This is a genomic window from Fortiea sp. LEGE XX443, assembly GCF_015206815.1.
In the GTDB taxonomy this organism is placed as follows: Bacteria; Cyanobacteriota; Cyanobacteriia; order Cyanobacteriales; family Nostocaceae; genus Nostoc_B.
Window position 1 is genome coordinate 69145 of the sequence record NZ_JADEXZ010000002.1, and the last position, 26888, is coordinate 96032.

Consider the following 26888-nt stretch of genomic DNA (forward strand, 5'->3'; position numbering starts at 1 on the left):
ATAGACTACCAATTATTTGTTTTGAGCGATAGTTTATGGGCTGCCGTCTTGGCAAACATGAACAGGACTTACGCCACTGGCATAAATAATAAATCAGATCATATTTATACAATCAAACTACATACCAGATTAAATCTAGATTTCAATTAAAACAACTTTGCAAATATGAGCGTTGTAAATCTGAATATGGCGTGAAAAGATAACATTCAGAAAAAGCCACCAAGCGTAAAGTGAAAATAAAGATTTATCCGACATTGACATCAAACTGCGGAAGTCTCTTTGCTTCAGCGCTACTAAAGTCCAATGTAGTTTCAGATAATTTTTGATAACCTCAATATCTGGGACATAAGAGTGATGTTTGCCATCAATCAAATTGTAGATTTTTTCTTTGATTAAGATATTTGTGTCTAGCCGCCGAGACAGAGAAAACTTTTGATTATAAGCCCCTGCCCAAATAGTCCGATAAGCTAGGCATTGATTTAGGAAAACAGCATCCCCAAATTGGGCAATTCGCAACCAAGAATCTATGTCATCACAATTTGCATCTAATTGAGAATCCCAACCACCTGTTTTACAAAAAGCATCACGACTACAAGCGACTTGCACAGGTGTACCAAAAGGCAGTAATTCCAAAAGCATCCCGTAGTGAATATCTGCTTGGGGAACGTAAAAAGCTAAACCAGTCCCAATTTGGGGGGTGCGACTGAGTTCTACTTCATGTTTATCTACCTGAGCCGCAATACAAGAGCAAATCACTGCATGAGGACAAAGTGCGATCGCCTTTGCCATCTCTTCGATACAATTGGCTGCAAGATAGTCATCATCATCCAAAAACTTAATCCAGTCACCACTGGCTTTTTGGATTCCCGCATTTACAGTAGCTGCATGACCTTGATTTACCTCATTACGATGGTAAACTACTTTATTACCTAAGCTTTCTACGTAGGCTTGCGTGTCATCAGCAGAACAATCATCAGCTACAATCACTTCGCAAGGAATTGTCTGGTTGACAGCCGAATCAATGGCTCGGCGTAGTAAGCTTAAGCGGTTATAAGTAGTAATAACGACGCTAAATTTCATAAAACTCACAACTATGGCAAAGCTTCATGCAATATAGCTTTCATTTTCAGATATTCGGATCGGTGAAAAATTCTAAATCTCAATAGATCACTAGACTGAAAGCAGATTATCGATTTATTATAAATGATTGTGGATTTTAAAGCAGACAGGCTATGAATGCTCAAGAGATCATCCGTTCCATTGAAGCGGAACAACTAAAATCGAATCTGCCCGACATTTATGTGGGCGATACAGTGAAAGTCGGCGTTAAAATCAAAGAAGGCGAAAAATACCGCGTACAACCCTACGAAGGCGTTGTGATTGCCAAACGCAACGGCGGTATTAACGAAACTATTACAGTTCGTCGCGTGTTTCAAGGTGTAGGTGTAGAACGAGTGTTTTTATTGCATTCGCCTCGCATCGACAACATCAAAATCATCCGTCGCGGTAAAGTACGTCGTGCTAAACTGTACTATCTCCGCGATCGCGTCGGTAAAGCTACCCGGATCAAGCAACGCTTCGACCGTCCTTTGTAGTTTTTGGATTAGGGTATGGGAGAAATCTCAAATAACAAGCGGCTTTTGCCGCTGAGTTGTTCCCTCAACCAAAATCATGTACAATAAAAATCGCAATTGCGTTAAACTAAATCAAAGTTCAGCGCAACCACCGAATCCAAACCAACCTGTGCGCTCTTAGTTCAGTTGGTAGAACGCAGGTCTCCAAAACCTGATGTCGGGGGTTCAAGTCCTCCAGGGCGCGCTCGCAGGCAAAAAATAAAACCCGAAACAATAGCACTTCTACTCAACAAAGTAGCTAGTGCTTATGATTTCGGGTATAGTTTTTTCATTTTTAGAGATTTTTTGCTGCAAGTCGACAGGATGGATCAAAGCTGTAAAGTGAGATAAAAATTAGCAGGATACAGCGGTACAAGAAACGGGGGGATAAACGACAGTGGCTAAAAAAAATGAAGCTGAAATGCCAGAAAACGCTAGCGGGTTAAACTTGCAAAACTTCATTCAAGGGACAAAAGAAGAACTTGAGAAAGTAGTTTGGCCAAGTCGAAGACAGCTAGTGAGCGAATCAGCAGCCGTGCTGTTAATGGTGACACTCTCCGCATCTCTGATTTATTTGGTGGATGGATTGTTTGCTTGGGCAGCAAAACAGGTGTTCTGATGACTTTTGCAACAGACGACCCACTTAACTCAAATTTGCAGTCAGAGGAAACGGCAGAAGCAGCGCTCAAAGAAGCGCGGTGGTATGCAGTACAAGTAGCCTCAGGCTGCGAAAAGCGCGTCAAGACAAATCTGGAACAACGCATCCAAACATTTGACGTTGCAGACAAAATAATTCAAGTGGAAATTCCACACACGCCAGCGGTAAAAATCCGCAAAGATGGCAGCCGTCAGCACACAGAGGAAAAGGTTTTTCCTGGTTATGTATTGGTGCGAATGGTTCTGAGTGATGATACATGGCAGGTAGTGCGTAATACCTCTCATGTGATTAACTTTGTGGGAGCAGAACAAAAACGTGGCTCTGCCAAAGGTCGTGGCCACGTCAAACCAGTACCTCTGAGTTATTCAGAAGTAGAGCGCATATTTAAACAAGCCACTGAACAAGAGCCAGTTGTCAAAATTGACATGGCCACTGGTGATAAGATAATTGTGCTTTCTGGCCCATTTAAGGACTTTGAAGGTGAGGTGATTGAAGTCAGTCCAGAACGGAGTAAACTTAAAGCCTTGCTCTCAATCTTTGGCCGAGATACGCCAGTTGAATTGGAATTTAATCAGGTAGAGAAACAGAGCTAAATACAGATGGCGAAAAAAGTCGTAGCGGTCATTAAACTGGCCCTGAACGCTGGAAAAGCCAACCCAGCACCGCCAGTAGGCCCAGCATTGGGTCAACATGGCGTTAACATCATGATGTTCTGCAAAGAGTACAACGCCAAAACAGCAGACCAAGCTGGTATGGTTATCCCTGTAGAAATTTCGGTTTATGAAGACCGGAGTTTTACATTTGTACTTAAAACCCCACCAGCATCAGTATTAATTCGCAAAGCTGCGAAAATTGAAAGAGGTTCCAACGAACCTAACAAGAAGAAAGTTGGTTCAATTACTCAGGCGCAATTGCGAGAAATTGCCCAAACCAAACTACCTGACCTGAATGCTAACGACATAGACGCAGCAATGAACATTGTGGCAGGAACCGCCAGAAACATGGGTGTAACCATTACTGAATAGTCAAAAGTCAACGATTATTAGACTCCGCACTTAAAAACTTATTTGGGGGAGAAGCCAAGCTTCGTTACTAACCCCAGGAGAGAAAATGGGAAAGAAATTATCACGTCGCTTGCGAGAACTGCAAGCAAAAGTAGAAGATAGGGAATATACACCCCTAGACGCTCTCAGCCTACTCAAAGAAACGGCAACAGCTAAATTCTCCGAAGCCGCTGAAGCACATATCCGGTTGGGAATTGACCCGAAATATACAGACCAACAATTGCGGACAACGGTAGCGCTACCCAAAGGTACAGGACAAATTGTGCGGGTGGCAGTAATCGCTAGAGGCGAAAAAGTAACAGAAGCAAGTAATGCTGGTGCTGATATCGTTGGTTCCGAAGAACTGATTGACCAAATTCAAAAAGGCATGATGGACTTTGACAAACTGATTGCCACACCGGATGTGATGCCACAGGTAGCTAAACTAGGTAAATTACTAGGGCCTCGTGGTTTGATGCCATCGCCCAAAGGCGGTACGGTAACATTTGATATTGCAGGTGCGATCGCAGAATTCAAAGCTGGTAAACTAGAATTCCGGGCTGACCGTACTGGCATTGTCCATGTTATGTTTGGCAAGGCAGCTTTCTCGCCTGAAGATTTGTTAGTAAACTTAAAGGCGTTGCAAGAAACAATCGACCGTAACCGTCCTTCAGGCGCAAAAGGTCGCTATTGGCGAACCTTCTATGTATCTGCTACTATGGGGCCTTCGATTAAAGTTGATATCACCGCTTTACGGGATTTAAAACTGAACGAAGCTGCTTAAGAAGAAATAGGAAGTAGAGAATAGGGGGTAGAAAGTAAAAATTTCCTCACTCACCACTCCTTCCTTAAAACTAAATAATCCAAGCCGGAGACAGCAGGTGCAAATAGCTTAATATCCTGCCGAGGTAAAACTCTAACTGCCTGAAGTACCGCCTACAAGGTGTACAGCTACAGCTTCAAGAGTGTTGCTGCGGAACCCCGGTTGAAATAGCCGGGGTTTGTTGTTTTTGCTTGGTCAAAACTAATACCAATTCGCAGTTCGCAGTTCGTAATTAAGAAATTCAGATTGTATCTCAGTTTCAAGGTTTGAATCTGTTGTCGAATTTTAGAGAATCGGTATAAGACACATAAGCAGGTAAATCAATTATTTTGCCCTTGGAGGTGAAATGAGATGGGTAGAACGCTAGAAAACAAACAAGAAATAGTAGCTGACCTCAAGCAATCTTTGAGTGAGTCAACTTTGGCGCTGGTCATTGAATATCAAGGACTAACAGTTGCCGAAATCACAGACTTAAGGCGGCGGTTGCGTCCCACTGGCACTAGTTGCAAGGTGACAAAGAACACCTTGATGGGTATTGCTATTCGAGACGATGAAAAATGGCAACCAATGTCCGAGTTGCTCAAAGGTTCTTCTGCCTTTTTGTTAGTCAAAGAGGATTTTTCCTCAGCGATTAAGGCTTACCAAGACTTCCAAAAAGTCTCCAAGAAGACAGAACTTCGTGGCGGCGTGATGGAAGGTCGCCTACTAAAAGAAGCAGATGTCAAGGCTTTGGGAGACTTGCCTTCCAAGGAACAACTCATGGCTCAAATAGCTGGTGCTATCAATGCCTTAGCTACCAAAATTGCTGTGGGTGTTAACGAAGTTCCTAGTGGCTTGGCTCGCGCTTTGCAGGCTGTGGCCGATAAAGAGAAAGGCGATAGTGCTGAAACTGCGGCTGAATAGACTTTTCCGAGTCAAAAGTCATTACTAATAACCATTGCCTAATCACTAATCACACATTACAGGAGTTATATCAATGTCTACTGCAACCGATCAAATTTTGGAACAATTGAAATCTTTGACTTTGCTGGAAGCGGCTGAATTAGTTAAGCAAATTGAAGAAGCTTTTGGCGTAAGTGCGGCTGCTCCTGCTGGCGGTATGATGATGATGGCTGCTCCTGGCGCGGCTGCGGCGGCTGAACCAGTAGTAGAGAAAACCGAGTTTGACGTAATTCTGGAATCTGTTCCCGCTGACAAGAAGATTGCCGTACTGAAGATTGTCCGTGAATTAACTGGTCTGGGTCTGAAAGAGGCGAAAGACTTGGTAGAAGCTGCACCCAAGCCAATTAAAGAAGCTATTGCTAAAGATGCAGCTGAGGATGCTAAGAAGCGGATTGAAGAAGCTGGCGGTCAAGTTACTGTGAAATAGTTACGGTTCCAATACTAGTTTTTAATTAAGAAGCCTATTATGGGCTTCTTTTTTTGTATTTTCTTGATATTGATCATTTCATGATTATGAGCTTTAGTTTGTGAATATCTCACGCGATGTGCAACTTATTGTTTCGTTACATAAATCAGGTGTGTGAAAGATTAAAAAGAAAATTCCCACAATCCGTACGGGAACGAGAAAATCGTTACCATCCTACCTTCCCTGCCTTCCACCATGCAAAGTTTCCTTGGTGTACCACTAGTTCATCTGAGTGCCAAGGCAGACAAGATGTTTACCCTACAAGAAGATTGTATAATTTTTTCACGGCATCCTTAGAACTCGGAAGTTGATGTTCTGAACTCGGAAGTTGATGTTCTGAACAAAGAAATCCAACTTTGTATCTTAAAAGAAGTAAATACAGAGACACACAGAAAATTAACCACAAACTCACTTTGAAAATCCTCTGCGTTACTCTGCGTTTACCTCAGCGCTCCTCCGCATTTAAATTAGGAGACTTTTCTACTCTGCATCTTCATCAATCAAAGCATTGCGGTCAAGTATGAGTAAGTTACGAAGTTGATCTGTATCTAATTCAGTTAACCACTCTTCACCAGCACTAACAACTTGTTCGGCTAGTTGCTTTTTACTTTCAATCATGTCATGAATCTTTTCTTCTAAAGTGCCAGTACAAACAAATTTATGTACTTGGACATTCCTGGTTTGACCAATCCTAAATACTCTATCTGTGGCTTGATTTTCAATCGCCGGATTCCACCATCTATCAAAGTGAAATACATGATTGGCGCGGGTTAAGTTCAATCCTACACCACCAGCTTTTAAAGAAAGAATCATAATTGGTGGCCCTTGGGGGTCGTGTTGGAAACGGTCTACCATTTCCTCTCGTTGTTTTTTACTAGTGCTACCATATAAGAAAAAGATTTCTTTGCCTAATTGCTTTTCTAAATAAGGTTTGAGTAATTTACCCCATTCAGCAAATTGGGTAAAAATTAAAGCGCGATCGCCTTCTGCAATAGCCACATCTAACATTTCTTCTAGGCGTTGCAATTTCCCAGAATTATGTTGTACTAATGTAGTTTCTTTCAAATACTGCGCTGGATGATTGCAGATTTGTTTAAGTTTGGTTAGCAAGGCTAAAATCATGCCTCGCCGTTGCAATCCTTCAGCAGATTCTATTTCAGCTAAAGATGCTTCTACTACTTGTTGATAAAGTGCGGCTTGTTCTGTAGTCAGACCACAAAATACGTTCATTTCTTGTTTATCTGGCAAGTCTTGAATAATTGTGCGGTCTGTTTTCAACCTTCTTAAAATAAATGGTTGAACTAATGAACGCAATTGATTTAAAGAAGCTGCATCACCATACTTTTCAATCGGCATGGCAAACCGACGTTGAAAGAATTGTTTATTACCCAAATAACCAGGATTGAGAAAATCTAAAATCGACCATAATTCTTGCAATTTATTTTCTACTGGTGTGCCTGTCAAGGCGATGCGAAAGTTTGCATCTATCTGGCGAACTGCCTGTGACTGTTTCGCATCGGGATTTTTCACATTCTGGGCTTCATCTAAAACAGTTATCTGCCAAGAAATACCCTGAAATGATTTAACATCTCTATGAATTAACGAATAACTAGTTACAACTAAATCATGATTTTTCACGGCTTCAACAAATGCCTTACCTTTGGGGCGTTTGTCACCGTGATACTGCATTACTTTCAGGCTAGGTGCAAACTTTTTAACTTCCCGTTCCCAGTTACCTAAAACAGAAGTTGGACAAACTAATAAAGTTGGTTTTTCTAGTACATCCTGTTCTTTCAGGTGCAAAAGAAAAGCGATAAACTGGATTGTTTTTCCCAAACCCATATCGTCGGCGAGACATGCACCCAAACCCCAACGTTCTAAAAAAGCCAGCCAAGCAGCACCACGTTCTTGATAAGGACGCAACTTTCCCTGGAAACCTGCTGGTGTGGGTAAGGGTGTAATCTCCTGATTATTCGTTAGCGCCCCAATTAATTCCTGTAATGCCCCAGATGCCTCAAAACTCACCACTGGTAATTTTTCAACTACCTGGGTGTCTCCTGTACTGAGGCGTAAAGCATCTTCTAGGGAAAGTGCCATTTGTTCTTTGCGCGAGGCAAAAAATGTCTGGGCTGTTTTGATGTCTTGGGGACGCAACTCTACCCACTCGCCGTTAATTTCTACTAGAGGACTATTCAAGGCTACCAGCCGATCAAATTCAGCTTTGGAAATTGTCTGTCCCCCAATTGCCAACTGCCATTGAAAATTTAGCAGACTTTGTAAACCTAAGCGTTCCTTTTGTTTTTTGGACGTTTCGGCGGTAATCTTCAACCCTAAACGGTTTGCCCAACCTTCACGATTTGTCAAACTGGGCGGCAAAATCACGCCTAAACCGTTATCTTCCAATCTCCAAGCGACAGATTTGATAAATTCGTAGGCTTGGATAGGGGTCAACTGACAAGATTGGGGATATTCTGTTTCTAAACTGGGAGCGATCGCCTGATACAATCGAGAGGCTAAACCCAAACCGCGCAAAAATGTTTCTTGTGGTTTGTCAATGGTGCGGTTTTGATAAATTAATTGCTCAACTGGATTTTGCCAAATTGTCGCTGCATCTATCAAAAACTCAGGATTATCAGCCGCTTGGAGAAAGTACGCCAATGTCCACTCTGTTTCTGCCAATTCTGGAGAATTGAGTTGAAAACAAGTGCGAAATAGGGTTTTGCCCACCAGTTGATACTGTAGCGGCATAGTCCAAGCTTTCAATGCCGCTTCCAAACGTTCTACACCAATAGCATCTGCAACCACAGTATTGGATGCACTAGTTAAAGCTTGCAACCACTGCCGCACTGCCAATGGTAAAGCTGCCATCGCCCTAGCTTCCATGATGGTTTGATTTCCCAGCATCTGCCGTACTTGGGCATCTATTGTACTGTTGAGAAAATCTAAAATTAATTCTTGTGCAGGTTCCGGTAAGTTTACAAAACTTAGGTTTTCATTTCCTAGTGCTGCTTGATAAGTGCGACAAGCCAGGGGCATTTTCGCCGCAAATTTTTCTAACCGAGTTCCATCTACAGCACTATCTAAAAGCACTTGCCAAGCAGCTACAGTGCTATTTACTTGCTGTTGAATATTTGGTAAAAATTTAGAGCGTGAAATTAAATCTAAACTCCAACGCGCTACCTGTGACCAAAATCGTAAATCTCCAGCTAAAAAGGCATCTTCGCCACTAGCAACGTTGAGAGGAAGAGACTTGAGAAATTTAATTGCTTCGCTGGGGTTGAGACAAAAACCTTCAACTCGCCAAGGTTGAAGGGATGGTGAAGCAGCGGAGTCTAAATCTTGGCTGGCGGAATGTACAGGTAATAAGTTGAATGTTTTATTTTCGCTGTGCTCTACAATCTGAGTTGGTAAAGCGATAATTTGAGAATGTGTAGGTAAACTGGCTTCAGGTGGTTTTGCACCTTTGCGCGATCGCAATGATTGAGTTTGTACCTGCTGTGGAATGGTAGCAATGCTAATGTTCCGCGAAGCTAACCATTCACTTAACTCCACTGCTGTCATGGCTAATGGATGTGGTGGTATATCTGTGGATATAGTTAAATCCCAGTGTACTTGCTGCGATCGCCAAGTTTCTCCCCAAATAAATAAACAACTATTTTGATTCTCTCTTAACCAACTACCGTGTAAAATTGCCATTTTTAACTACTCAAATTTTTATCAAACTTAATTATTTAAAACTTTTTATTCTTATTTACTAAAATGAATATTATCTAACTCATATTTTTTCGTAATAATAACCCGACCATTGGTTTTTACATTTTAAATTTATTAAAACTAAGGCTATATTCAAAATTTAATTATATACATTTGTAAAATCAGATATGCTGTTAAATTATTACTTAATTTAGAAAATATAGCAATTTTAATAAAAGTGGAAAATTAAATCGTTTATTAGGAATACTTGATAGCTTGGTAATTGAATTAATATGTTTTAATTTATGAGAACATTGATTAAGTATGCTATGCACTAGCCAAAAGTAAAGATTGGGAATATTTAATTTCAAAGTTTAAGTTGTCTAAGCCAGTGCAGCTATATTTGATTTGCAACGCTGGTACTATTGTACAACCAGGGTTACATGCTGAGGTCATAATTAAGTTCAGCTAATTTAATGATGATTTAGTGTATGTGTGCAGTTCCTGAGGTTTTTGAGTATGATGAGGCATAATTCCGAGTGTGGCAAACCTAACAAATAACCAAGCCGTCGAATCTACCGCTCCTTGACGGGCAAACATGTATTACATTTAGCATTTAACGACTTGTTTATCTTTGTATGTAACGGAAGCCAGCCAGAGTGCATAAATGTTAGGATTGCCACAGAGAGAGAATAGTGTGCATAGAAGGAAAAAAAACTGAATGGCAGAAGTTGAAAAGTCAATATCCTTTGATGGACGGGATATTCGACTGAAATTAGGCCTACTAGCTCCCCAAGCTGGTGGGTCAGTTTTGATAGAATCAGGGGACACAGCTGTTTTGGTAACAGCTACGCGAGCAGAAGCCAGAGAAGGCATTGATTTTCTTCCCCTAACAGTAGATTACGAAGAAAGACTTTATGCAGCAGGTAGAATTCCTGGTGGGATTATGCGCCGGGAAGGTCGTCCACCAGAAAAAGCAATTCTCACCAGCCGTCTCATAGACCGTCCTCTGCGTCCCCTGTTCCCTTCATGGTTGCGGGATGATCTGCAAATTGTGGCCTTAACATTATCTATGGATGAGTTAGTGCCACCCGATGTTCTAGCAGTCACCGGTGCTTCCATCGCTACCCTGATTGCCCAAATTCCTTTTAACGGGCCAATGGCAGCCGTGCGGGTAGGCTTAGTAGGAGATGATTTTATTATCAATCCCACCTATGCAGAAATTGAAGCTGGAGACCTAGATTTGATTGTGGCTGGTTCACCAGAAGGTGTAATCATGGTGGAGGCAGGAGCCAATCAGCTGCCAGAGCGAGATATTATCGAAGCAATTGATTTTGGTTACGAAGCGGTGCGCGATTTAATCAAAGCACAGCTAGAGATAATCGCAGAACTGGGTTTGGAAATAATTCAGCAAGCACCTCCAGAGGTAGACCAGACCCTGGAAAATTATATTCGCGATCGCGCTAGTGATGATATCAAAAAAATTCTGGCTCAATTTGAATTAACAAAACCTGAGCGTGATGCAGCTTTAGATGTAGTCAAAGATACAATAGCAACTGCGATCGTGGAACTTCCAGAAGAAGACCCGATTCGCCTAGCAGCCACCGCAGATAAAAAGGCACTTGGCAATACATTTAAAGACATCACCAAGTATTTCATGCGCCGTCAAATCGTAGAAGATAATATCCGCGTTGATGGTCGTAAGCTAGACGAAGTACGTCCTGTTTCTTGTCAAGTTGGTGTTTTACCAAAACGAGTCCACGGTAGCGGTTTATTTAACCGCGGACTAACTCAGGTATTATCTAACTGTACCCTTGGTACTCCTGGAGATGCCCAAAACCTCAACGATGACTTACAAACAGACCAATCCAAACGCTACCTACACCATTACAACTTCCCGCCCTTCTCTGTTGGCGAAACCAAGCCAATGCGTGCGCCTGGCAGACGCGAAATCGGTCACGGCGCTTTAGCAGAGCGAGCAATCTTGCCCATACTGCCACCCAAAGAACAATTTCCTTATGTGATTCGAGTTGTATCGGAAGTGCTTTCTTCCAACGGTTCCACCTCGATGGGTTCAGTCTGCGGTTCCACCCTCGCCCTGATGGATGCGGGTGTACCTATCATCAAACCCGTTAGTGGTGCGGCAATGGGTCTAATTAAAGAAGGTGATGAAATCCGCGTTTTGACTGATATTCAAGGCATTGAAGATTTCTTAGGTGATATGGACTTCAAAGTTGCTGGGACAGATACCGGGATTACTGCCTTGCAAATGGATATGAAAATCTCTGGTCTGTCTTTAGAAACTATTGCCCAAGCTATTCACCAAGCTAAAGAAGCGCGGTTGCATATCCTGGAGAAAATGCTCCAAACCATCGACCAACCACGCACAGAAACATCACCCTACGCGCCACGTCTGCTGACCATCAAGATTGACTCAGATATGATTGGTCTAGTCATCGGGCCTGGAGGCAAGACGATTAAGGGCATCACCGAAGAAACTGGTGCCAAAATCGACATCGAAGATGATGGTACAGTTACTATATCTGCTGTCGATGAAAGCAAAGCCAAGAAAGCGCGGAACATCATCCAAGGGATGACCCGCAAGCTGCATGAAGGGGATGTCTACGCAGGACGCGTAACTCGAATTATACCAATCGGTGCATTTGTGGAATTCTTACCCGGTAAGGAAGGTATGATCCACATTTCTCAACTTGCTGACTACCGCGTTGGCAAAGTTGAAGATGAAGTAGCCGTCGGTGATGAAGTGATTATCAAAGTGCGCGAGATTGATGGTAAAGGACGGATTAATCTCACACGTTTGGGTATCCATCCAGATCAAGCAGCTGCGGCGCGAGAAGCTGCGGCAGTGAATCGATAATATCGATTTGGGATTTTAGATATTCTCTAAAATCCGCGATGCCTTTTTTGTAGGCATCGCCGTAGCTTCTTTCTTGAAAAGTTTTATTACTATGATCTGAGCCGCACAAAGACATTCGCGGTTATATGAACAAAGCCAAGCGAGCCGAACGACTTCAGCTGTTTGGCTAATTATCCAGTTATTAATACTCACTTTGTCAGTTTGTCGATTTACGCTAAGTTTGGTAAATAAAAGAAATAGACTGCGTTGTTTGCTTTTATCCCACACTTTACCTAAAGCATTGTGAGTGCAAAACCTTTGCCAGAAACTACTGCTCATGTCAAAATTACCCGCCAATCCTGGCAACATGGCTTCCTTGAGGGCGAAGTGAGCGCGGGTGACTTTGAGTGGCATTTCCAGTGGCATTTCCGCCGTGGAGAACTGTCTGTTAAACCTTCTCAAGGCAGAGCATTAATCAAAGAACCTCTTGGCCGCTTTTTAGAAAAACAAGATTATCAGTTGGAACCTGGAGGAGACTATGCTTTTACTATCCGGGCGGAACTATGAGAGGAAAGTGTGAAGTGTGAAGTGTGAAGTGTGAAACACCTTCTGTCCCCTGTCACCGTTCGGCTGAGGCGGAAGTTGAACTTGTCGAAACTCACGGCGGAAGCCTGTCATTTCATTTCACGAAAAATCTGATACAGATGTAAACCCTGAAAGCTTTGCTGCATCTCAGTTTTTTAATTACGAATTACGAATTACGAATTACGAATTACGAATTGGTATCACCTATCATCTGTCAGTCGATTTAAATATCTTTCAATTAAAAGGATTGCCACAATGTCATCTATTGGTCTTGGTGGTTGACGCATCCCTTTTGGTAACAGTTTTGTTAGTCCTGTAGGGGGGTACATCTGCCAATAGCGATCGCGTGCTTCTAAAGTAGAATAGCGCTCATCTACTAACATGATATTTAATGGTTGTACTAATTCTGCTTCTAATTGCTGTTTCCACTGCTTCGCCGTAGTTTGATTGCCCATAACGAGAAAGGAAACAGGGTATCTTTGTCGTAGTATTTCTATGGTGGCGATCGCTTCTTGTGCAGCCACAACCTGATGATAATGCAGTTGCCGATCTAATCCCATGACTGCTAAACCACACTTATCTTTACCAGGATCGAAGCCGAGAATTACTGGTTGAGTTGGCGAGAATTCATTTAAATTCATATTCAATAAGCTTTAACTTAATAGATATCTGTATTCAGAGCTTTTGAATATTGTGGCGAATCTTGAATGTTTCAGGTACTGAAAATAACTTTTCCGTTTTGGATAGCTAATAATTTCACGCGCAGAGGCCCGGCTGTATAGGTGTCTGCTGCTGCGATCGCTTTAATATCTAAAGGTTGATCGTATTGTCTTAGCTGGTTGACAAAGCGCAAAAAAGTCCCATCTACTTGTACACTTTCCACAATGCCAGCATTTCTAGCCCGAAATTGGGAAGCAGAAATCAGCAAATCTAGCCTTTGTCGTAGCTGATAAGATGTCATAGTTTTAGGATCAGCTGTAGTACTAGCCAGCACCTCGCCTCCCGAAAATACTAATATATTGCGTGCGGCATCTGCAAAGAATTCTATTTGGTTTTCTCCTCTAACGTAATTACCAGCGGAGAAAATTCGCACCACGTATTCTTTACCATCACTTATCTGTTTAATCAACTGGTCAACTCTTTCTGGTGTTACACGCAGTATGTCTCTATTTTCTGGTATTGCACCAGGTTCAGTTAATTGAAAGATAGCATTTTGGTTAGCTTCTCCTAAAAGTTGTAACATTGCCTGACGAGCAGAAGCAGCTTGGTTAACCTGAATCACAGCACCTGCCAAAACTTGACCTCGAATCACAGCCAGCTTGCCCAAACGCAGGTCTTGGTAAGACTGATAGTATTTTTCTAATCTTGATACTTCTTGTTCTAAAAAATCCTGTTGTTTTTCTAATTCTTTGAGGCGCAATTCCCTTTTAGCAATTACTTGTTCTCGTGCAGCAACTTCTAAGTTGCGATTTTGAATTAGTTTATCTAGTTGGGCAATTTTGAGATCGCGCTGTTCAATAATTTCTTGACGGTTGGCAAGTTCGCGATCGCGTTTTATAATGGCTGCCTTAGCTTCATCTATGGCTTTTTTCGCTTCTGCATACAGTCTACGTCTTTCTGCCTCCAACTGTTCTACAGCTGCCTGTAATGCCTGTCTTTGGTTATAAACGTTTTGCAGTTCTGATTTGGCTTGTTGATACTGCGTTGCTACTTGATTCAATCGCCCTTGTGTGCGTTGCAGTTGAGCTTGAGTTTGAGCTTGGCGGCTAATAGTCAAATTGAGTTGCGTTTGGGTTTCCCGTTGTTTGGCATTTGCCGCTTGCAATGATTTATTAATTGCCTGTAAATCTTGTTGAGCTTTGGTTTGCTCAATTCTTGCTTGGTTTAGTTCTATCTCTACCTGGCTTTTTTGGGCTTCGGCGGTTTTGAGTTGTTCTCGCTTATTCCGTAGGTCTTTTTGGATGTCTTCTAACTCAAAAACTCCTTTACGCAATCCTTCATCAGCTGCAAACAAAATCCCTAGGGTTGATGCTGAAATCAAACCACCAGTAAAAATAGTGATCAGTACCGCCGTATTTTTGGGACGAAGCTTAAATAGTGAGAGGCGGGCTTTGCCAACCCGTGTGCCAATGCGATCGCCCACAGTGGCAATTACGCCTCCCAGAATCAAAATTGCTGCGATGAGGATGTACCCAGTGGTCATCTTCAGCTACCGAAATGGTTCCAGATACAGCCTACTACTTTCGGCCATTGTCTGTGGAGGATAGGAAATTGGCAACAGCTAAGATTATTCAATTTAAAATTGACCTCCAGCTATGGGTATTATCTGCAAAAACACAATACTTGCCAACTCCACTACCTCCAATTGTTTTTAAGTGAACTGTCTACTTAAGCTAACAGGTTTATGCACAGTAATCTTCTTTTTGTGAATAGAAATCATCTTCTTTTCACGTAAATCACCAAGTAACCTAGTGACTGTAACGCGAGTTGAACCAATTGCCTCTGCGATCGCCTGATGAGATAGCTTGAGGTCAATTGTGATCCCATCTGCACAAGGAACACCAAAATCACGACAAAGAATCAATAAAAAACTCACCAATCTTGAACCCATATCTCGGTGAGCTAGAGTTTCAATCATCATCTCTGTCTGTAAAATTCGCGAAGATAGACCCCGCAGCATCAGCATTGATAATTCTGGATTTTCCTTGAGTGCTTGCTCTACTTGTTCGATTGGCGCTGACAGCAATTCTACAGGTGTAAATGCAACGGCGTGGTAAAACCGATCCGACTTATTTCCCGTCAGCAAAGACAACACACCAAAAACACTATTTTCCCGCAACAGTGCTACCGTTATTTCTTCTCCTGCTTCGTATACCCTGGAAAGTTTTACAGCACCCTTAAGAAGAAAATAAACTCGTTCAGCAGGATCGCCCGGGAAAAAGATCGTTTTGTTGCGTTCAAAGGTTTCCACAACAGGTGGAAACGCGCCAGTTGCCATCTGACGAAAAACATTTGCTAGGGCTTTATCTTGTGTCACGATCATCTCCCTTCCCCTACCCAATGCCGGAAAAACAAATAAACTGATTACCTAAGAATACACCTGAAAAATCAATAAATCACCGTCAACCTTTCTGTACTTTCCTATACTCAAATCCCAAACTTCAGAGTTATTTGTTCATAATGATACATAATTTTTCACTTTTTTAGCTAGTAGTTGTTATAAGTTCTTGCAAAGTCTTATTCATCAGGTTTTTTGCAGAAAAATTTACCATATCTTGAGAATATCTTCAGGAATAGCAGACAATTTTTTATGCAGCAAACACGCCTCCCAAATATTATTTTTACAAATCCGGTGTTAAACAAAGAAAAACTGGCCTCAGATTCTAGTATCCTCCTAAGAGGATGTCTGAAAAGTTCCAACTGATACACTAAGCAGTTGAAGTATCCTAAATTCCCCTAAAACATTTAGACTTTCAGGCTGTGATTTCCTTCGGGAAAAGGAAAGCTAGGGGAATAAGGAAAAATATTTCATACTGCTCGGACATCCTCATCATGATTGATCCCGTTAATAATTTGTATGCTGAATCTGACTGGAAAAAACGCCCTCGTTACAGGTATTGCCAATAATCGCTCCATCGCTTGGGGTATTGCTCAACAATTGCACGCAGCTGGAGCTAATTTAGGTATTACCTACCTGCCTGATGAACGCGGCAAGATGGAGAGAAAAGTCGCGGAATTGGTGGAACCTCTCAACCCCAGCTTATTTGTTCCCTGTAATGTCCAAAACGACAAACAGATTCAATCTACCTTTGAAGCAGTTCGTGAGCAATGGGGTAAACTAGATATTCTCATCCACTGCCTAGCCTTTGCTAATAAAGATGATTTGACTGGCGGATTTAGCCAAACTTCTCGTTCGGGTTTCAATACAGCTTTAGAAATTAGCACCTATTCGTTAGTACAGTTAAGTGGGGCGGCTAAACCTTTGATGACAGAAGGCGGTAGCATTGTCACCCTGACATATCTTGGTGGTGTTAGAGCTGTTCCTAACTACAATGTGATGGGAGTTGCCAAGGCAGGTTTAGAAGCGAGTGTACGTTATTTAGCAGCCGAACTCGGCCCCCAAAATATTCGCGTTAACGCCATTTCTGCCGGGCCAATTCGGACTTTGGCATCTTCCGCAGTTGGCGGAATTTTAGATATGATTCATCATGTTGAACAAGTAGCTCCCCTGCGACGTACAGTAACTCAACAAGAAGTGGGTAATACTGCGGCTTTTTTATGCAGTGATTTAGCAAGTGGTATTACTGGACAAGTTCTGTACGTGGATGCAGGATATGAAATTATGGGAATGTAGTTAAAGTATGAAGTATGAAGTATGAAGTGTGTTCGCCCTTGGCGTTCCCGAAGGGTAGTATGAAATTTTAAACTTTAGCCTTCATACTTTAAGTCTTCATCCTGCCTACTCTCTAGTTAACTATGCAAATCAGCGACTATCCTGAAATTAATTTATCCTCAGTCTCTCGAATTGCTTCTGTTCACCGCGTTACTGGTGAAACTGATGTGCAAGTGACAATCAATCTAGATGGCACAGGAAAATGCACCGCTGCAACTGGCATTCCTTTTTTAGATCATATGTTGCATCAAATTTCTTCCCACGGTTTGATTGATTTAGATATCAAAGCCAAGGGGGACTGGGAAATTGATGACCATCACACCAACGAAGATGTGGGTATTACTTTAGGACAAGCTTTGCATCAAGCATTAGGTGACAGAAAAGGTATTGTCCGTTTTGGTAATTTTCTCGCTCCTTTAGATGAAGCCTTAATTCAGGTAGCTTTAGATTTCTCTGGAAGACCTCACCTGAGTTATGGTTTGCAAATTCCGACACAAAGAGTAGGAACCTATGACACTCAACTAGTGCGGGAATTTTTTGTGGCATTGGTGAATCATAGCCAAATGACACTGCACATTCGGCAGTTGGATGGCATTAATTCTCATCACATTATTGAAGCAACATTTAAGGCGTTTGCTAGAGCTATGCGGATGGCTATTGAAGTTGATCCGCGTCGTGCTGGGACAATTCCTAGTTCTAAAGGTGTTTTATAAATTAGTCATTAGTCATTAGTTATTTAGCATTTGTTTTTCTAAATAACTAATGCCATATTTCATTTTAAGTAGAAAGGTGCAAATAAACCGAACTATGTAACGGAAAGTAAAGTAGCTTGAAAACCTCTTCCCTTCTGCCCTCTGCCTCCTGCCTTGTCATAACGACAATTTTTAACACCGACCTACTTAGTAGTGCGATCGCCTTATATAACTCATCACTCAATCCTGTTCCTTGCGAGTCAAGTAAGTATACGCAGTGAAATATGAATGTATGGGGTTATTCAGGGCTAATTATGACTCCGCATCGATACCTAATTCTCGTAACTTTGCTACCAGTGATGCTTGGCGCTGACGTTCAATTTCCAGTTGTGCGATCGCATCATCGGCTCTTTGTCGTTCTTGTTCAGCTTTTTCAGAAGCCCACAACAACAAATTACCTGCTTCATCCCACCACCGCAACCAATAAATATTGAAACCTAAGCGATTTCCTTGCCAAATTCCTAAAAATAATTCCAATTCAGGAATCCAAAATTTTCCTGATTCTGATGGTGCTTGCAAAATATATCGTCCATTTTCTAGACGATGTACTTCTAAGGTGACTTCATAAGGATTGAAAATTACATAGATGGGAACTTGCAATATTTGCTCGTAAAAGTATAGTTTTCCATAAGGAAAGGTTGGACGAATCGAATATTCTCCGTTATCGGTGTCGGAAAGAAACTCCATCACCACAGCCACCTTTTCACCTTCGGTATTGGGTGTATAGCTGCGTCGAATTACACCTGCTCCCACTGGTGACACACGTGGTACATATAACCAATCTAGTGCTTTGACAACGGTTTTTTGATTAATATTAGCGACGATTCCAAAATTAGATGCAATCAACATTTGTGGTTGAACGCGATTTGCTGTATCTAAAGCATCTGTGAGGGCTGCTGCAAGAATTGGCTGTTGAATATTTTCCACTGGATCGTCAGGCAGAATAAAATCATCTGGGAGTTTTTCCCAAGTTACGACAGGGGTTTGGCGCTGGGGTGCGGCTAAAACCATGATGGTTATCCAATTGTCGCTTGTGTGTTTGGGCGGCTAATGCCAATATTTTACACTGCCAATAAATGGAATAATATTGGGGTTTCGCTGCCCCAGAAACATCAATTGGTAAGTTACACTGGCGGCTGTAACTTTGGTCAGTAGTTATTAAACTAATATGAAATCTGTTGTAGATACCGCCGAATTTCAACCGCAACCTACCAATATTCAGCCAGTTGTTTCAACTTTTGATTTGCGAAAAGTCTACCGCAGTGGCTTTTGGCTGAATCAAAAGGTTGTATCTCTCAAAGGCTGTTCTTTGACGGTTTATCAGGGTGAAACTTTTGGGTTGCTGGGGCCGAATGGTGCTGGTAAAACTACGTTACTCAAACTGTTGCTGGGAATTATCCGGCCGACAGCAGGACGGGGATTATTATTAGGTAAACCATTGGGCGATCGCAATATCAAACAAAACATCGGCTATCTACCAGAAAACCCTTATCTATATGACTATTTGACTGGTTGGGAATTTTTGCAGTTGGCGGCTGGACTTTTCCAAATTCCTCAAAGTGTGCAACGCCAACGTATCCCCCAACTGCTGGAATTAGTGGGTTTACCTGTAGCTGATGCACGCAAAAAACAAATGCGTCGCTACTCTAAGGGGATGCTACAGCGTGTTGGTATGGCGCAAGCGTTAATTAATGACCCAAAACTAATATTTCTTGATGAACCGATGTCTGGCCTCGATCCTCTGGGACGCTACCAAATGCGAGAAATCATCCTAGGATTAAAAGCCGCAGGTAAGACAATTTTTTTTAATAGCCATATCCTCAGTGAAGTAGAGCAAATTTGCGATCGCATTGCAATTCTCTCAAAAGGTGAATTAATTTGCGCTGGTTCTCTCAATGAATTATTAGGTAGTGGTAATGCTTACCACGTCAAAGGTAAAGGTGGCGATCAAGAAGTTCTGTACAAATGGATACCTAACCTTGTGTTTAGTCATGATGGTTCTTGGCAAGGAACTCTACAAAAAGATTATTACGATTTTCTTGATAGTCTTCGCTTGATGGAAGGTCACATTATTTCGCTGGATTTGTCTCGTAATTCCCTAGAAAACTTTTTTATTGAAAAAGTAGAACAACCAAATGTATCTATTAATTAAATTTTGGGCGTTGCATAATAGAGGGATGAATTGAGGTCATCTACTGTGCAATGTCCATATTGCGGAGCTACGGAAATTCGCAAAAACGGAAAGCGGAGAGGTAAACAAAATCACATTTGTGTATCGTGTGCTCGCCAATTTATTGATTTGTATGATCCGCCGAAAGGATATTCTGAGGAATTGAAGCAAGAATGCTTAAAAATGTACCTTAACGGTATGGGTTTTCGTGGTATTGAACGAGTTAAAGGTGTACATCATACTACTATCATCTCCTGGGTCAAACAACTAGGAGAAAAGCTGCCAGATGTACCACAAGAAGATATTGTACCAGAGGTAGGAGAACTAGATGAATTAGAGACATTTGTAGGTTCAAAAAACACAAAATTTGGCTGTGGACGGCAGTAAACCATTTTACTCAAGGTATTTTGGCTTGGGTTTTAGGAGATCACAGTGCTGAAACGTTTGAGCCATTATGGGAAATTGTCAAACAGTGGAAAAGCTATTTTTATGTGACCGATGGTTGGAAGGTTTACCCAAGTTTCATCCCCGATGGCGACCAAATTGTGAGTAAAACATATATGACGCGAGTGGAAAATGAAAATACCAGGTTACGCCATTATCTTGCACGTCTTCACCGCAAAACTTTATGCTATTCAAAGTCAGAACAAATGCTGAGATACTCAATTAAATTATTACTTCATTATTTGAAGTATCAAATTGTACCTATATAAATCAATTCATCCCTCCATTCAGCAATGCCAAATTTTGATATTACATGATGTATGTGTAAATTTATCAAACTTGAGGAGCTAGTAAACTTTCGGTTTTAGCTAAGGCTCTAAAAGTACAGGGAGAAGCATCAAAACTAGAAACTCTAGCACAGTGTGTGATTTTTTTGGATAGCTAAATATATCCATATACTGTCATGTTGAATACCATAAAGCTCATGCGTAGTTAGCGTCTGATTCAATTACATGTGTAACGGTAGTAAGATAACCACAATCTTAGACATAGTATGTTTTGCTACTTTTTATAGGTTCAAAAATTGTAGTGTTGAAGGTAATAAATACCTGTATTAATAAATGCTTAACCTGTGCCTAAGTAAGTTAATCTTTAACTTAACTTTACTAAAAATTCAAATCTCATAAATAATTATGCTTCCGGAAAAGAGTATCCTTTTAGGAAAATAAGATTGTCGGGAAAAAATACTTAAGTATAGTCAAGATTAAAATGTTTAGACAGTACTTTGCCGATCGTAGTCTCAGAGTCTAAGGTAAATATGTTTAACACAGGTTTATGGAAATTCCTCACCCATCCATCTATGGGTGTGGCTTTTTGTACAGCTATCAATTTTGCTGTGTCGCCCGTCAGCCTAGCTCAGGGACAACCAGTAATACCAACGCTACAAACAGTACCACCGAATAAAACACCCATAATACCAACGCTACAACAGGTATTACCAACAGAGCAACAACTAGATACTAATTACACTTTGGGCGGTGGCGATCGCATCCGAGTTAACGTGTTTGAAGTGCCGGAATACACAGGAGAATATCAAGTTCCTCCCGGTGGAGCAATTAATTTACCTCTTATTGGCAGTGTCTCAGTTCTTGGTTTATCAACTGAACAAGCAGCTGATGAAATTGCTAGAAGATACTCTCGCTATTTAAAACGTCCTCTAATCTCCGTCAACCTACTATCGCCTCGCCCCATTAATATTTTTGTCGCTGGAGAAGTTACACGACCGGGGTCTTACACTCTCAACTTAAGTGGTGGCGCTGGTGATAATCCCGGTGTACAATACCCAACTGTCTTGGCAGCATTAACTACAGCCCAGGGCGTTACTTTAGCAGCAGATGTCACCCAAGTACAAGTACGGCGAAAAGTTGGACGGGGTGGTGAGCAACGAGTTACCCTCAATTTAAAAGAAGCTGTACAAACAGGTCAGATAGGACAAGATATTACATTGCGCGATGGCGACAGTATCTTAGTACCGACAGCAACTAACTTTGACAAAACAGACGCACGCAATTTAGCAGCATCTAACTTTGCTGCAAATCCCGCTACACCAAGAACTGTAGCCATTATTGGGGAAGTTAACCGTCCTGGTTCATACCTTGTTACAACAGGCGGTGGTGGAGAAGGACAGGCGGCGGGTGGTTTACCCACAGTTACAAGAGCAATTCAATTAGCAGGTGGAATCACAGGACAAGCTGATATTCGCAGTCTCAAACTCCGCAGACCTACTAGAACTGGTGGTGAACAATCTATTGATGTTAATCTTTGGCAATTGCTACAGAGTGGTGATGTCAATCAAGACATTATTGTGCAAGACGGAGATACGATTGTGATTCCTACCGCCACAGATTTAACCGCAGCAGAAGCTACACAACTAGCTACCACAACTTTATCTCCCAACACAATTCAAGTAGGTGTAGTAGGTGAAGTGAAAAGACCAGGTGCTACAGAACTTAGACCAAATAGTTCTTTAAATCAAGCCTTACTGGCTGCTGGTGGGTTTAATGATGGTAGAGCCAGCAGAGCCGCTGTAGATTTGATTCGACTGAATCCTGATGGATCTGTGACAAAACGCATCGTTAAAATCAATTTAGCTCATGGGATTAATGAGGAAACTAATCCTATCCTGCGGAATAATGATGTGGTATTAGTGAGCCGCAATGGTCTCACTAAAACAAGTGAAACTTTAAATGCGATCGCCAGTCCCTTTGGAATTATCTTTAATTTCCTCAGATTATTTGGACTTGGACTTTAATTAAGATACAGCTAAATATTGGGGACAATACTCAATGTTTATTCGTCCCTATAGCTGGTAATCTTTTGGTTTACAAAAAATGGCAGATGCTTTGCAATTTAAACCAAGCAACAATCCTTGTAAGCGTTCTCGCTTGCAAGGATTGTTGTTTAGTCTGAGTCTTGTTTTGGGTTGGGGTGTAGGAATACCCGCTACTTTAGCCGCAGAAACAGTAACTATTCGTTTCGGCCCGTTTCAGCCATCTGTGGCGATCGCTGACATCGAAAAATTTGCTAAAACTGGTACACTGTCCAAAACTCTCCAAGCTTACGAATCTTTCTTGACCCCGGAACTACGAGAATTACTCAATCGACGAGTCCAAGTAGATCCGAAATTTGCAGATAAATTTGTTGATGAACTGGTTCTATTGCCGCAAGGCAAACAAGTTATTACATCCTTAGAAGCGGCAGTTCCTGGTAGTACAAAAGAAAGTTTGCAAGCAGCCATCAGCATCGGTTTGCGTCAAGTTAATGGTTTGAGCGCCATTAGTTTCCTAAAAGCCTACCCAACCGCAAATATTAACCTAGATGTAACTCAATTACTGCAAATTACTACAGAATTAAATCCCAACAACTTACAAAGTCAAGCCCTTGGTAGTTTACTAGCAAGAGATTTAATAGTTAAAAATAATACACCCTTTCAACCTACTTTTGACCCAGCCGCCACTGGCCAAGAAGCAGTAGAGCAACAGACACTCACTTTTCAAGACAAACAACGTCAACGCAATATTCCTGTAGATATTTACTGGAGTCAAAAAACTGACACGACAGCGCCACTGGTGGTAATTTCCCACGGATTTGGAGCCAATCGTAGATTTGCCAGCTATCTAGCGCATCATTTAGCTTCTCATGGCATCAGCGTTGCAGCCATTGAACATCCTGGTAGTAATTCCGTGGCGATTACAAACACTTCCAATCAAGGGAATTTAGCACAACTATTACCAGCTAAAGAATTTATTGATCTACCCAAAGATATTAGCTTTTTACTCAACGAACTGGCGATTCTCAACACTCAACCAGGACAACTGCAAGGAAAACTCAACACAGATAAAGTTACCGTCATTGGTCACTCATTGGGAGGCTATACCGCTTTAACTTTGGTGGGTGGAGAGGTTAATTTAGAGGAAGTGCGACAATTCTGCAAAACTTCTCTCAGCTTTGCTAAAGCCCCTGGTGATTGGTTACAATGCTCCGCGGCATCTTTAAAAGAGAAAAAAATCCAATTGCGAGATGAACGGGTCAAAAGTGCGATCGCGCTTAACCCTCTTACAGGTAAACTTTTTGGTAAACAGGGACTCTCGCGCATTACCAAGCCTGTTTTAATTTTGACTGCAACTGAAGATGCCTTAACTCCAGCCTTAACTCACCAAATCAGACCTTTTACTCAGTTGCGGAGTAGCAAATATCTGTTAACTGCCATTGGTGCTACTCATTTGAGTATTATTGACCCAGCATATCCAGTGGGTGAAGCTTCTAGAATTATTAAAGAAAAGCGAGGCCAAGAAACTCAGCCTTTGCGCCAGCTAGTTCGTAGTGTCAGTCTAGCTTTTATTAAACAACTCACACCAGAAGCTCAGACTTACCAGCCATTTTTAACAGCAGACTACGCTCAGTCTCTATCTACACCTGAACTACCCCTACGCCTGAATTCCGATTTACCAACAAATATCAAACCTTGGCTGGATTTAGCGGTGAAGTGAGTAAAGCAATAGCCATCTCCAGAAATGATGTAAGGGCGTAGGGTAAGTCCGTACTAAATTGTATAACCCTGTTTTGTCACTTTAGGCAGAGGAAAAGTAAAAATCAGAGTGAGTTAGGAAAATAAAAATTGAACTGGTGAGGTTATAAACAATAGATTGAAGTTTATAAAAACCACTAGACAATTGGGGAATAGGAAAAACTGTTAACTAGGAGTATATCAGGTTAACCCTCTTTCATCACTATAGGCAGAGTAAAATAAAAGTAAAACGCTGAAGGGATGGATGGAGCTATGACACAGCCCAGAATTCCTAATAAGACAGTCAGCTTTGTCGATAATTATTGTGCTGCTTACAAAAAACTCTTCCCAGAAGTAAGAAGTTACGAAGCATTCAAGCGATTGCACTTGGGAATGACGGCAGAAATAAAGTTGTCTGTTAATTATAATCGAAGTCGGATAAGCAAGAGTAGGCTCCTGCGATACTATTTTTATAATATAAATCACATCACATAAACTTATGGAGCCAGACTCTCTACCAACCGAGGTTATACTGACGCATCCGCGTCAGTCCCTCGGTAAAGTCCAACTTGATTGGACACCCCAACCCGGAAATTACCTTGATTTTGAAGGTAACACCTACGCTGTTCTAGAGCGTCGTCATCGATATCAATTTAAATCAGGGCGTTATCGTCTGTACAATATAGCTGTCTACGTGCAATCGGCTCAAAGACCAACAGAAAAAACCTTATTCAATGGACGTTGGGTAGTTGGTGATGCAACTTGTACGTATAATGCACATTCAGAGATTGTTCGCTGTGCAGTCAACCCCCACGGGCCTTGTGAAGATTGTCGCTACTACGAAAGTATGAAGTATGAAGGCTAAAGTATGAAAAATTTCATACTTCACACTTCAGACTTCTTTAATACTTCACCTACGATTAAACGAGTACCATTAACAAAATCCCATCCTGACTGGGGACGTTTGCCAGCTAACTGAACTTCCCGTAATAATAATAAACCTGTACCAGTTTGAGCGATCGCTCCTATTCCCTTGGCAATGCTTACTATTTCACCTGGGCTACCGGATATATTTGATAAATCAGGTAATTTTTGATGTATTTTTTCTAATTCTGGTGGTAGTTTTTCACCGTAAGTAGAACCAAGGGGAAGGGTGGCTGTAATTTTGAGAGTTTGGTTGCGAAAAGTCGTAAAGCAGTTAGGGTAAAAACCCCGAATTTGATTGTGTAATTGCATAGCACTCTTTGACCAATCTAACTCGTAATCTTGCTTTTGAATCAAAGAGGCATAGGTAGCTTCTGCGTTGTTTTGCGGAACTGGTTGAATTTCTTGGCGCTTCAATTTTAACAGAGTTTCTATTAATAAATCTCCACCAATCGTTGCTAATCTCTCGGCTAAATTATCAGCATTATCTAACAATCTAATTGGTGTGGTTGCTTTTAGTAGCATATCTCCTGTATCCATACCGACATCCATTAACATTGTGGTAATCCCTGTTTCTAGTTCGCCATTACACAGACACCACTGAATTGGAGCTGCACCCCGATACTTAGGTAAAATCGAGCCATGCACATTAATGCAACCCAACTTAGGCATGTTCAAGATTTTTCGTGACAAAATCTGTCCATAAGCCACTACAACAAACACATCAGCTGCTGTTTGTTGCAGATTGCATAAAGTTGCACTGTCTTTTTTGACTCGTTCTGGTTGCCACACTGGCAAATTATGATTGACAGCAAATGTTTTTACTGGTGAAGGAGTTAATTTGTTTCCTCGTTCCCGACGCTTATCGGGTTGGGTAACTACTGCCAAAACTTCAAATTCTGAGTGATTCAGTAATTTTTCTAGGGTAGGAACAGCAAATTCAGGAGTACCAAAAAATACAACTTTCATTAGTTAAGAGTCAATGGTTAATAGTCAATAGGTAATAGTTACTTAGTTATTTATTATTATCCTTCTTACTGCCTATTTCTCACATTCAGTTGGCAAAACTTGGGTTTTATTGATAAACTGAAAACAATTTCATTCAAGATGTTGATAAATTCATATCAACTTGATACTTTGTTGGTAAGCCCGGTTTTAGCTAGGTACAAAAACAAGCCTTGTTAGGTTTACCAAACAAACCTGTTTGGGCATTTTCCCCAGATGCGGTTATTAAGTGTAGTTGCGCTCTCGCAATTGTTACAGTTAGATATTAATTTATTCTTAGGGGTGGATACTAACTCTGTTTTTCGAGTATTATGTATTGTGCGTCAGCTTTCCCAGCTTTTAAAGTAACGCCTCACTCACTTTACCGTTACCGGGGTCTGCGCTGTTGTAGCAGGAATAAATAGGGGAGCCTCCTGCGGTTTAGCAATTGCTAAAGCCTATCCCAACAGTTCAG

At 41.5% G+C, this 26888-nt stretch carries 23 protein-coding genes, 1 tRNA gene and 1 other annotated feature; of the genes, 17 read left to right on the forward strand and 7 right to left on the reverse strand.

Annotated elements, in window-relative coordinates:
• Positions 1-135 precede the first annotated feature (135 nt).
• The gene (locus IQ259_RS01360) at positions 136-1080 is read right to left on the reverse strand and encodes a glycosyltransferase family 2 protein (RefSeq protein ID WP_193879708.1); all 945 of its coding nucleotides are present in this window, start codon (positions 1078-1080) and stop codon (positions 136-138) included.
• 152 nt (positions 1081-1232) lie between these two features.
• Here IQ259_RS01360 and rplS point away from each other — a divergent pair, with 152 nt between their 5' ends.
• The 8 genes from rplS (at position 1233) to rplL (ending at position 5506) form a co-directional block, all read left to right on the forward strand.
• A complete protein-coding gene (rplS, locus tag IQ259_RS01365; RefSeq protein ID WP_193879711.1) occupies positions 1233-1595 on the forward strand; it encodes a 50S ribosomal protein L19 in 363 nt (120 codons plus the stop codon).
• 150 nt (positions 1596-1745) lie between these two features.
• Positions 1746-1818 (forward strand) — tRNA-Trp (locus IQ259_RS01370).
• A gap of 192 nt (positions 1819-2010) precedes the next feature.
• Entirely contained in the window at positions 2011-2232 is a 222-nt protein-coding gene (secE, locus tag IQ259_RS01375; protein WP_193879715.1) for a preprotein translocase subunit SecE, read from the forward strand.
• Positions 2232-2864 (forward strand): transcription termination/antitermination protein NusG, encoded by a 633-nt coding sequence (nusG, locus tag IQ259_RS01380; RefSeq protein ID WP_193879718.1) that lies wholly within the window; start codon positions 2232-2234, stop codon positions 2862-2864. Before secE ends, nusG begins: the two co-directional genes overlap by 1 nt.
• A 6-nt stretch (positions 2865-2870) precedes the next feature.
• Positions 2871-3296 carry a 50S ribosomal protein L11 gene (rplK, locus tag IQ259_RS01385; RefSeq protein WP_015114848.1) on the forward strand — a complete coding sequence of 142 codons (426 nt, stop codon included), beginning with the start codon at positions 2871-2873 and terminating at the stop codon, positions 3294-3296.
• Between the two features lie 85 nt (positions 3297-3381).
• Positions 3382-4098 carry a 50S ribosomal protein L1 gene (gene rplA, locus IQ259_RS01390; protein WP_193879721.1) on the forward strand — a complete coding sequence of 239 codons (717 nt, stop codon included), beginning with the start codon at positions 3382-3384 and terminating at the stop codon, positions 4096-4098.
• A gap of 66 nt (positions 4099-4164) precedes the next feature.
• Positions 4165-4329, forward strand: a sequence feature (ribosomal protein L10 leader region).
• Positions 4330-4488: 159 nt separating this feature from the next.
• A complete protein-coding gene (gene rplJ / locus IQ259_RS01395) occupies positions 4489-5040 on the forward strand; it encodes a 50S ribosomal protein L10 (RefSeq protein WP_193879724.1) in 552 nt (183 codons plus the stop codon).
• 73 nt (positions 5041-5113) lie between these two features.
• Complete coding sequence (gene rplL, locus IQ259_RS01400; RefSeq protein WP_193879727.1) at positions 5114-5506, forward strand: 50S ribosomal protein L7/L12; 393 nt, start codon at positions 5114-5116, stop codon at positions 5504-5506.
• Positions 5507-6025: 519 nt separating this feature from the next.
• Here the strand turns inward: rplL and IQ259_RS01405 are convergent.
• Complete coding sequence (locus IQ259_RS01405) at positions 6026-9241, reverse strand: DEAD/DEAH box helicase (protein WP_193879730.1); 3216 nt, start codon at positions 9239-9241, stop codon at positions 6026-6028.
• 718 nt (positions 9242-9959) lie between these two features.
• On the opposite strand from IQ259_RS01405, the gene IQ259_RS01410 reads away from it, so the two are divergent.
• Positions 9960-12116 carry a polyribonucleotide nucleotidyltransferase gene (locus IQ259_RS01410; protein ID WP_193879733.1) on the forward strand — a complete coding sequence of 719 codons (2157 nt, stop codon included), beginning with the start codon at positions 9960-9962 and terminating at the stop codon, positions 12114-12116.
• A 282-nt stretch (positions 12117-12398) separates the two neighbouring features.
• Positions 12399-12662, forward strand: a complete 264-nt coding sequence (locus tag IQ259_RS01415) for a DUF3146 family protein (protein WP_193879736.1) — start codon at positions 12399-12401, stop codon at positions 12660-12662.
• A 218-nt stretch (positions 12663-12880) separates the two neighbouring features.
• On the opposite strand, the gene IQ259_RS01420 is transcribed toward IQ259_RS01415, so the two are convergent.
• The 3 genes from IQ259_RS01420 to ntcA all read right to left on the reverse strand — a co-directional run bounded on the left by IQ259_RS01420 (position 12881) and on the right by ntcA (position 15723).
• The gene (locus IQ259_RS01420) at positions 12881-13321 is read right to left on the reverse strand and encodes a pre-16S rRNA-processing nuclease YqgF (RefSeq protein ID WP_193879738.1); all 441 of its coding nucleotides are present in this window, start codon (positions 13319-13321) and stop codon (positions 12881-12883) included.
• 71 nt (positions 13322-13392) lie between these two features.
• Positions 13393-14883, reverse strand: a complete 1491-nt coding sequence (locus tag IQ259_RS01425; RefSeq protein WP_193879742.1) for a DUF3084 domain-containing protein — start codon at positions 14881-14883, stop codon at positions 13393-13395.
• A 168-nt stretch (positions 14884-15051) separates the two neighbouring features.
• Complete coding sequence (gene ntcA, locus IQ259_RS01430) at positions 15052-15723, reverse strand: global nitrogen regulator NtcA (protein WP_015113299.1); 672 nt, start codon at positions 15721-15723, stop codon at positions 15052-15054.
• Between the two features lie 534 nt (positions 15724-16257).
• On the opposite strand from ntcA, the gene fabI reads away from it, so the two are divergent.
• Together fabI and hisB are read left to right on the forward strand one after the other, a co-directional pair.
• Positions 16258-17034: an enoyl-ACP reductase FabI gene (gene fabI, locus IQ259_RS01435; protein WP_193879745.1), complete on the forward strand. Its 777-nt coding sequence runs from the start codon at positions 16258-16260 to the stop codon at positions 17032-17034.
• A 122-nt stretch (positions 17035-17156) separates the two neighbouring features.
• The gene (gene hisB / locus IQ259_RS01440) at positions 17157-17786 is read left to right on the forward strand and encodes an imidazoleglycerol-phosphate dehydratase HisB (RefSeq protein ID WP_193879748.1); all 630 of its coding nucleotides are present in this window, start codon (positions 17157-17159) and stop codon (positions 17784-17786) included.
• 291 nt (positions 17787-18077) lie between these two features.
• Here the strand turns inward: hisB and IQ259_RS01445 are convergent, their stop codons facing one another.
• Complete coding sequence (locus IQ259_RS01445) at positions 18078-18836, reverse strand: Uma2 family endonuclease (protein WP_193879750.1); 759 nt, start codon at positions 18834-18836, stop codon at positions 18078-18080.
• A gap of 157 nt (positions 18837-18993) precedes the next feature.
• Here IQ259_RS01445 and IQ259_RS01450 point away from each other — a divergent pair, with 157 nt between their 5' ends.
• The 5 genes from IQ259_RS01450 (at position 18994) to IQ259_RS01470 (ending at position 25370) form a co-directional block, all read left to right on the forward strand.
• On the forward strand, positions 18994-19977 hold the full coding sequence (locus tag IQ259_RS01450) for an ABC transporter ATP-binding protein (protein WP_193879752.1): 984 nt from the start codon (positions 18994-18996) through the stop codon (positions 19975-19977).
• Positions 19978-20022: 45 nt separating this feature from the next.
• A protein-coding gene (locus IQ259_RS01455; protein WP_370567990.1) for an IS1 family transposase occupies positions 20023-20708 on the forward strand; the annotation gives its coding sequence in 2 pieces (ribosomal slippage) (positions 20023-20362 and positions 20362-20708; 687 coding nt in all).
• Between the two features lie 548 nt (positions 20709-21256).
• The gene (locus IQ259_RS01460; protein WP_193879756.1) at positions 21257-22750 is read left to right on the forward strand and encodes an SLBB domain-containing protein; all 1494 of its coding nucleotides are present in this window, start codon (positions 21257-21259) and stop codon (positions 22748-22750) included.
• A gap of 79 nt (positions 22751-22829) precedes the next feature.
• The gene (locus IQ259_RS01465; protein ID WP_193879758.1) at positions 22830-24488 is read left to right on the forward strand and encodes an alpha/beta hydrolase; all 1659 of its coding nucleotides are present in this window, start codon (positions 22830-22832) and stop codon (positions 24486-24488) included.
• A gap of 516 nt (positions 24489-25004) precedes the next feature.
• Entirely contained in the window at positions 25005-25370 is a 366-nt protein-coding gene (locus tag IQ259_RS01470; RefSeq protein ID WP_193879760.1) for a DUF6464 family protein, read from the forward strand.
• Between the two features lie 20 nt (positions 25371-25390).
• Here the strand turns inward: IQ259_RS01470 and fmt are convergent, their stop codons facing one another.
• Positions 25391-26398: a methionyl-tRNA formyltransferase gene (gene fmt / locus IQ259_RS01475; protein WP_193879762.1), complete on the reverse strand. Its 1008-nt coding sequence runs from the start codon at positions 26396-26398 to the stop codon at positions 25391-25393.
• Positions 26399-26888 lie beyond the last annotated feature (490 nt).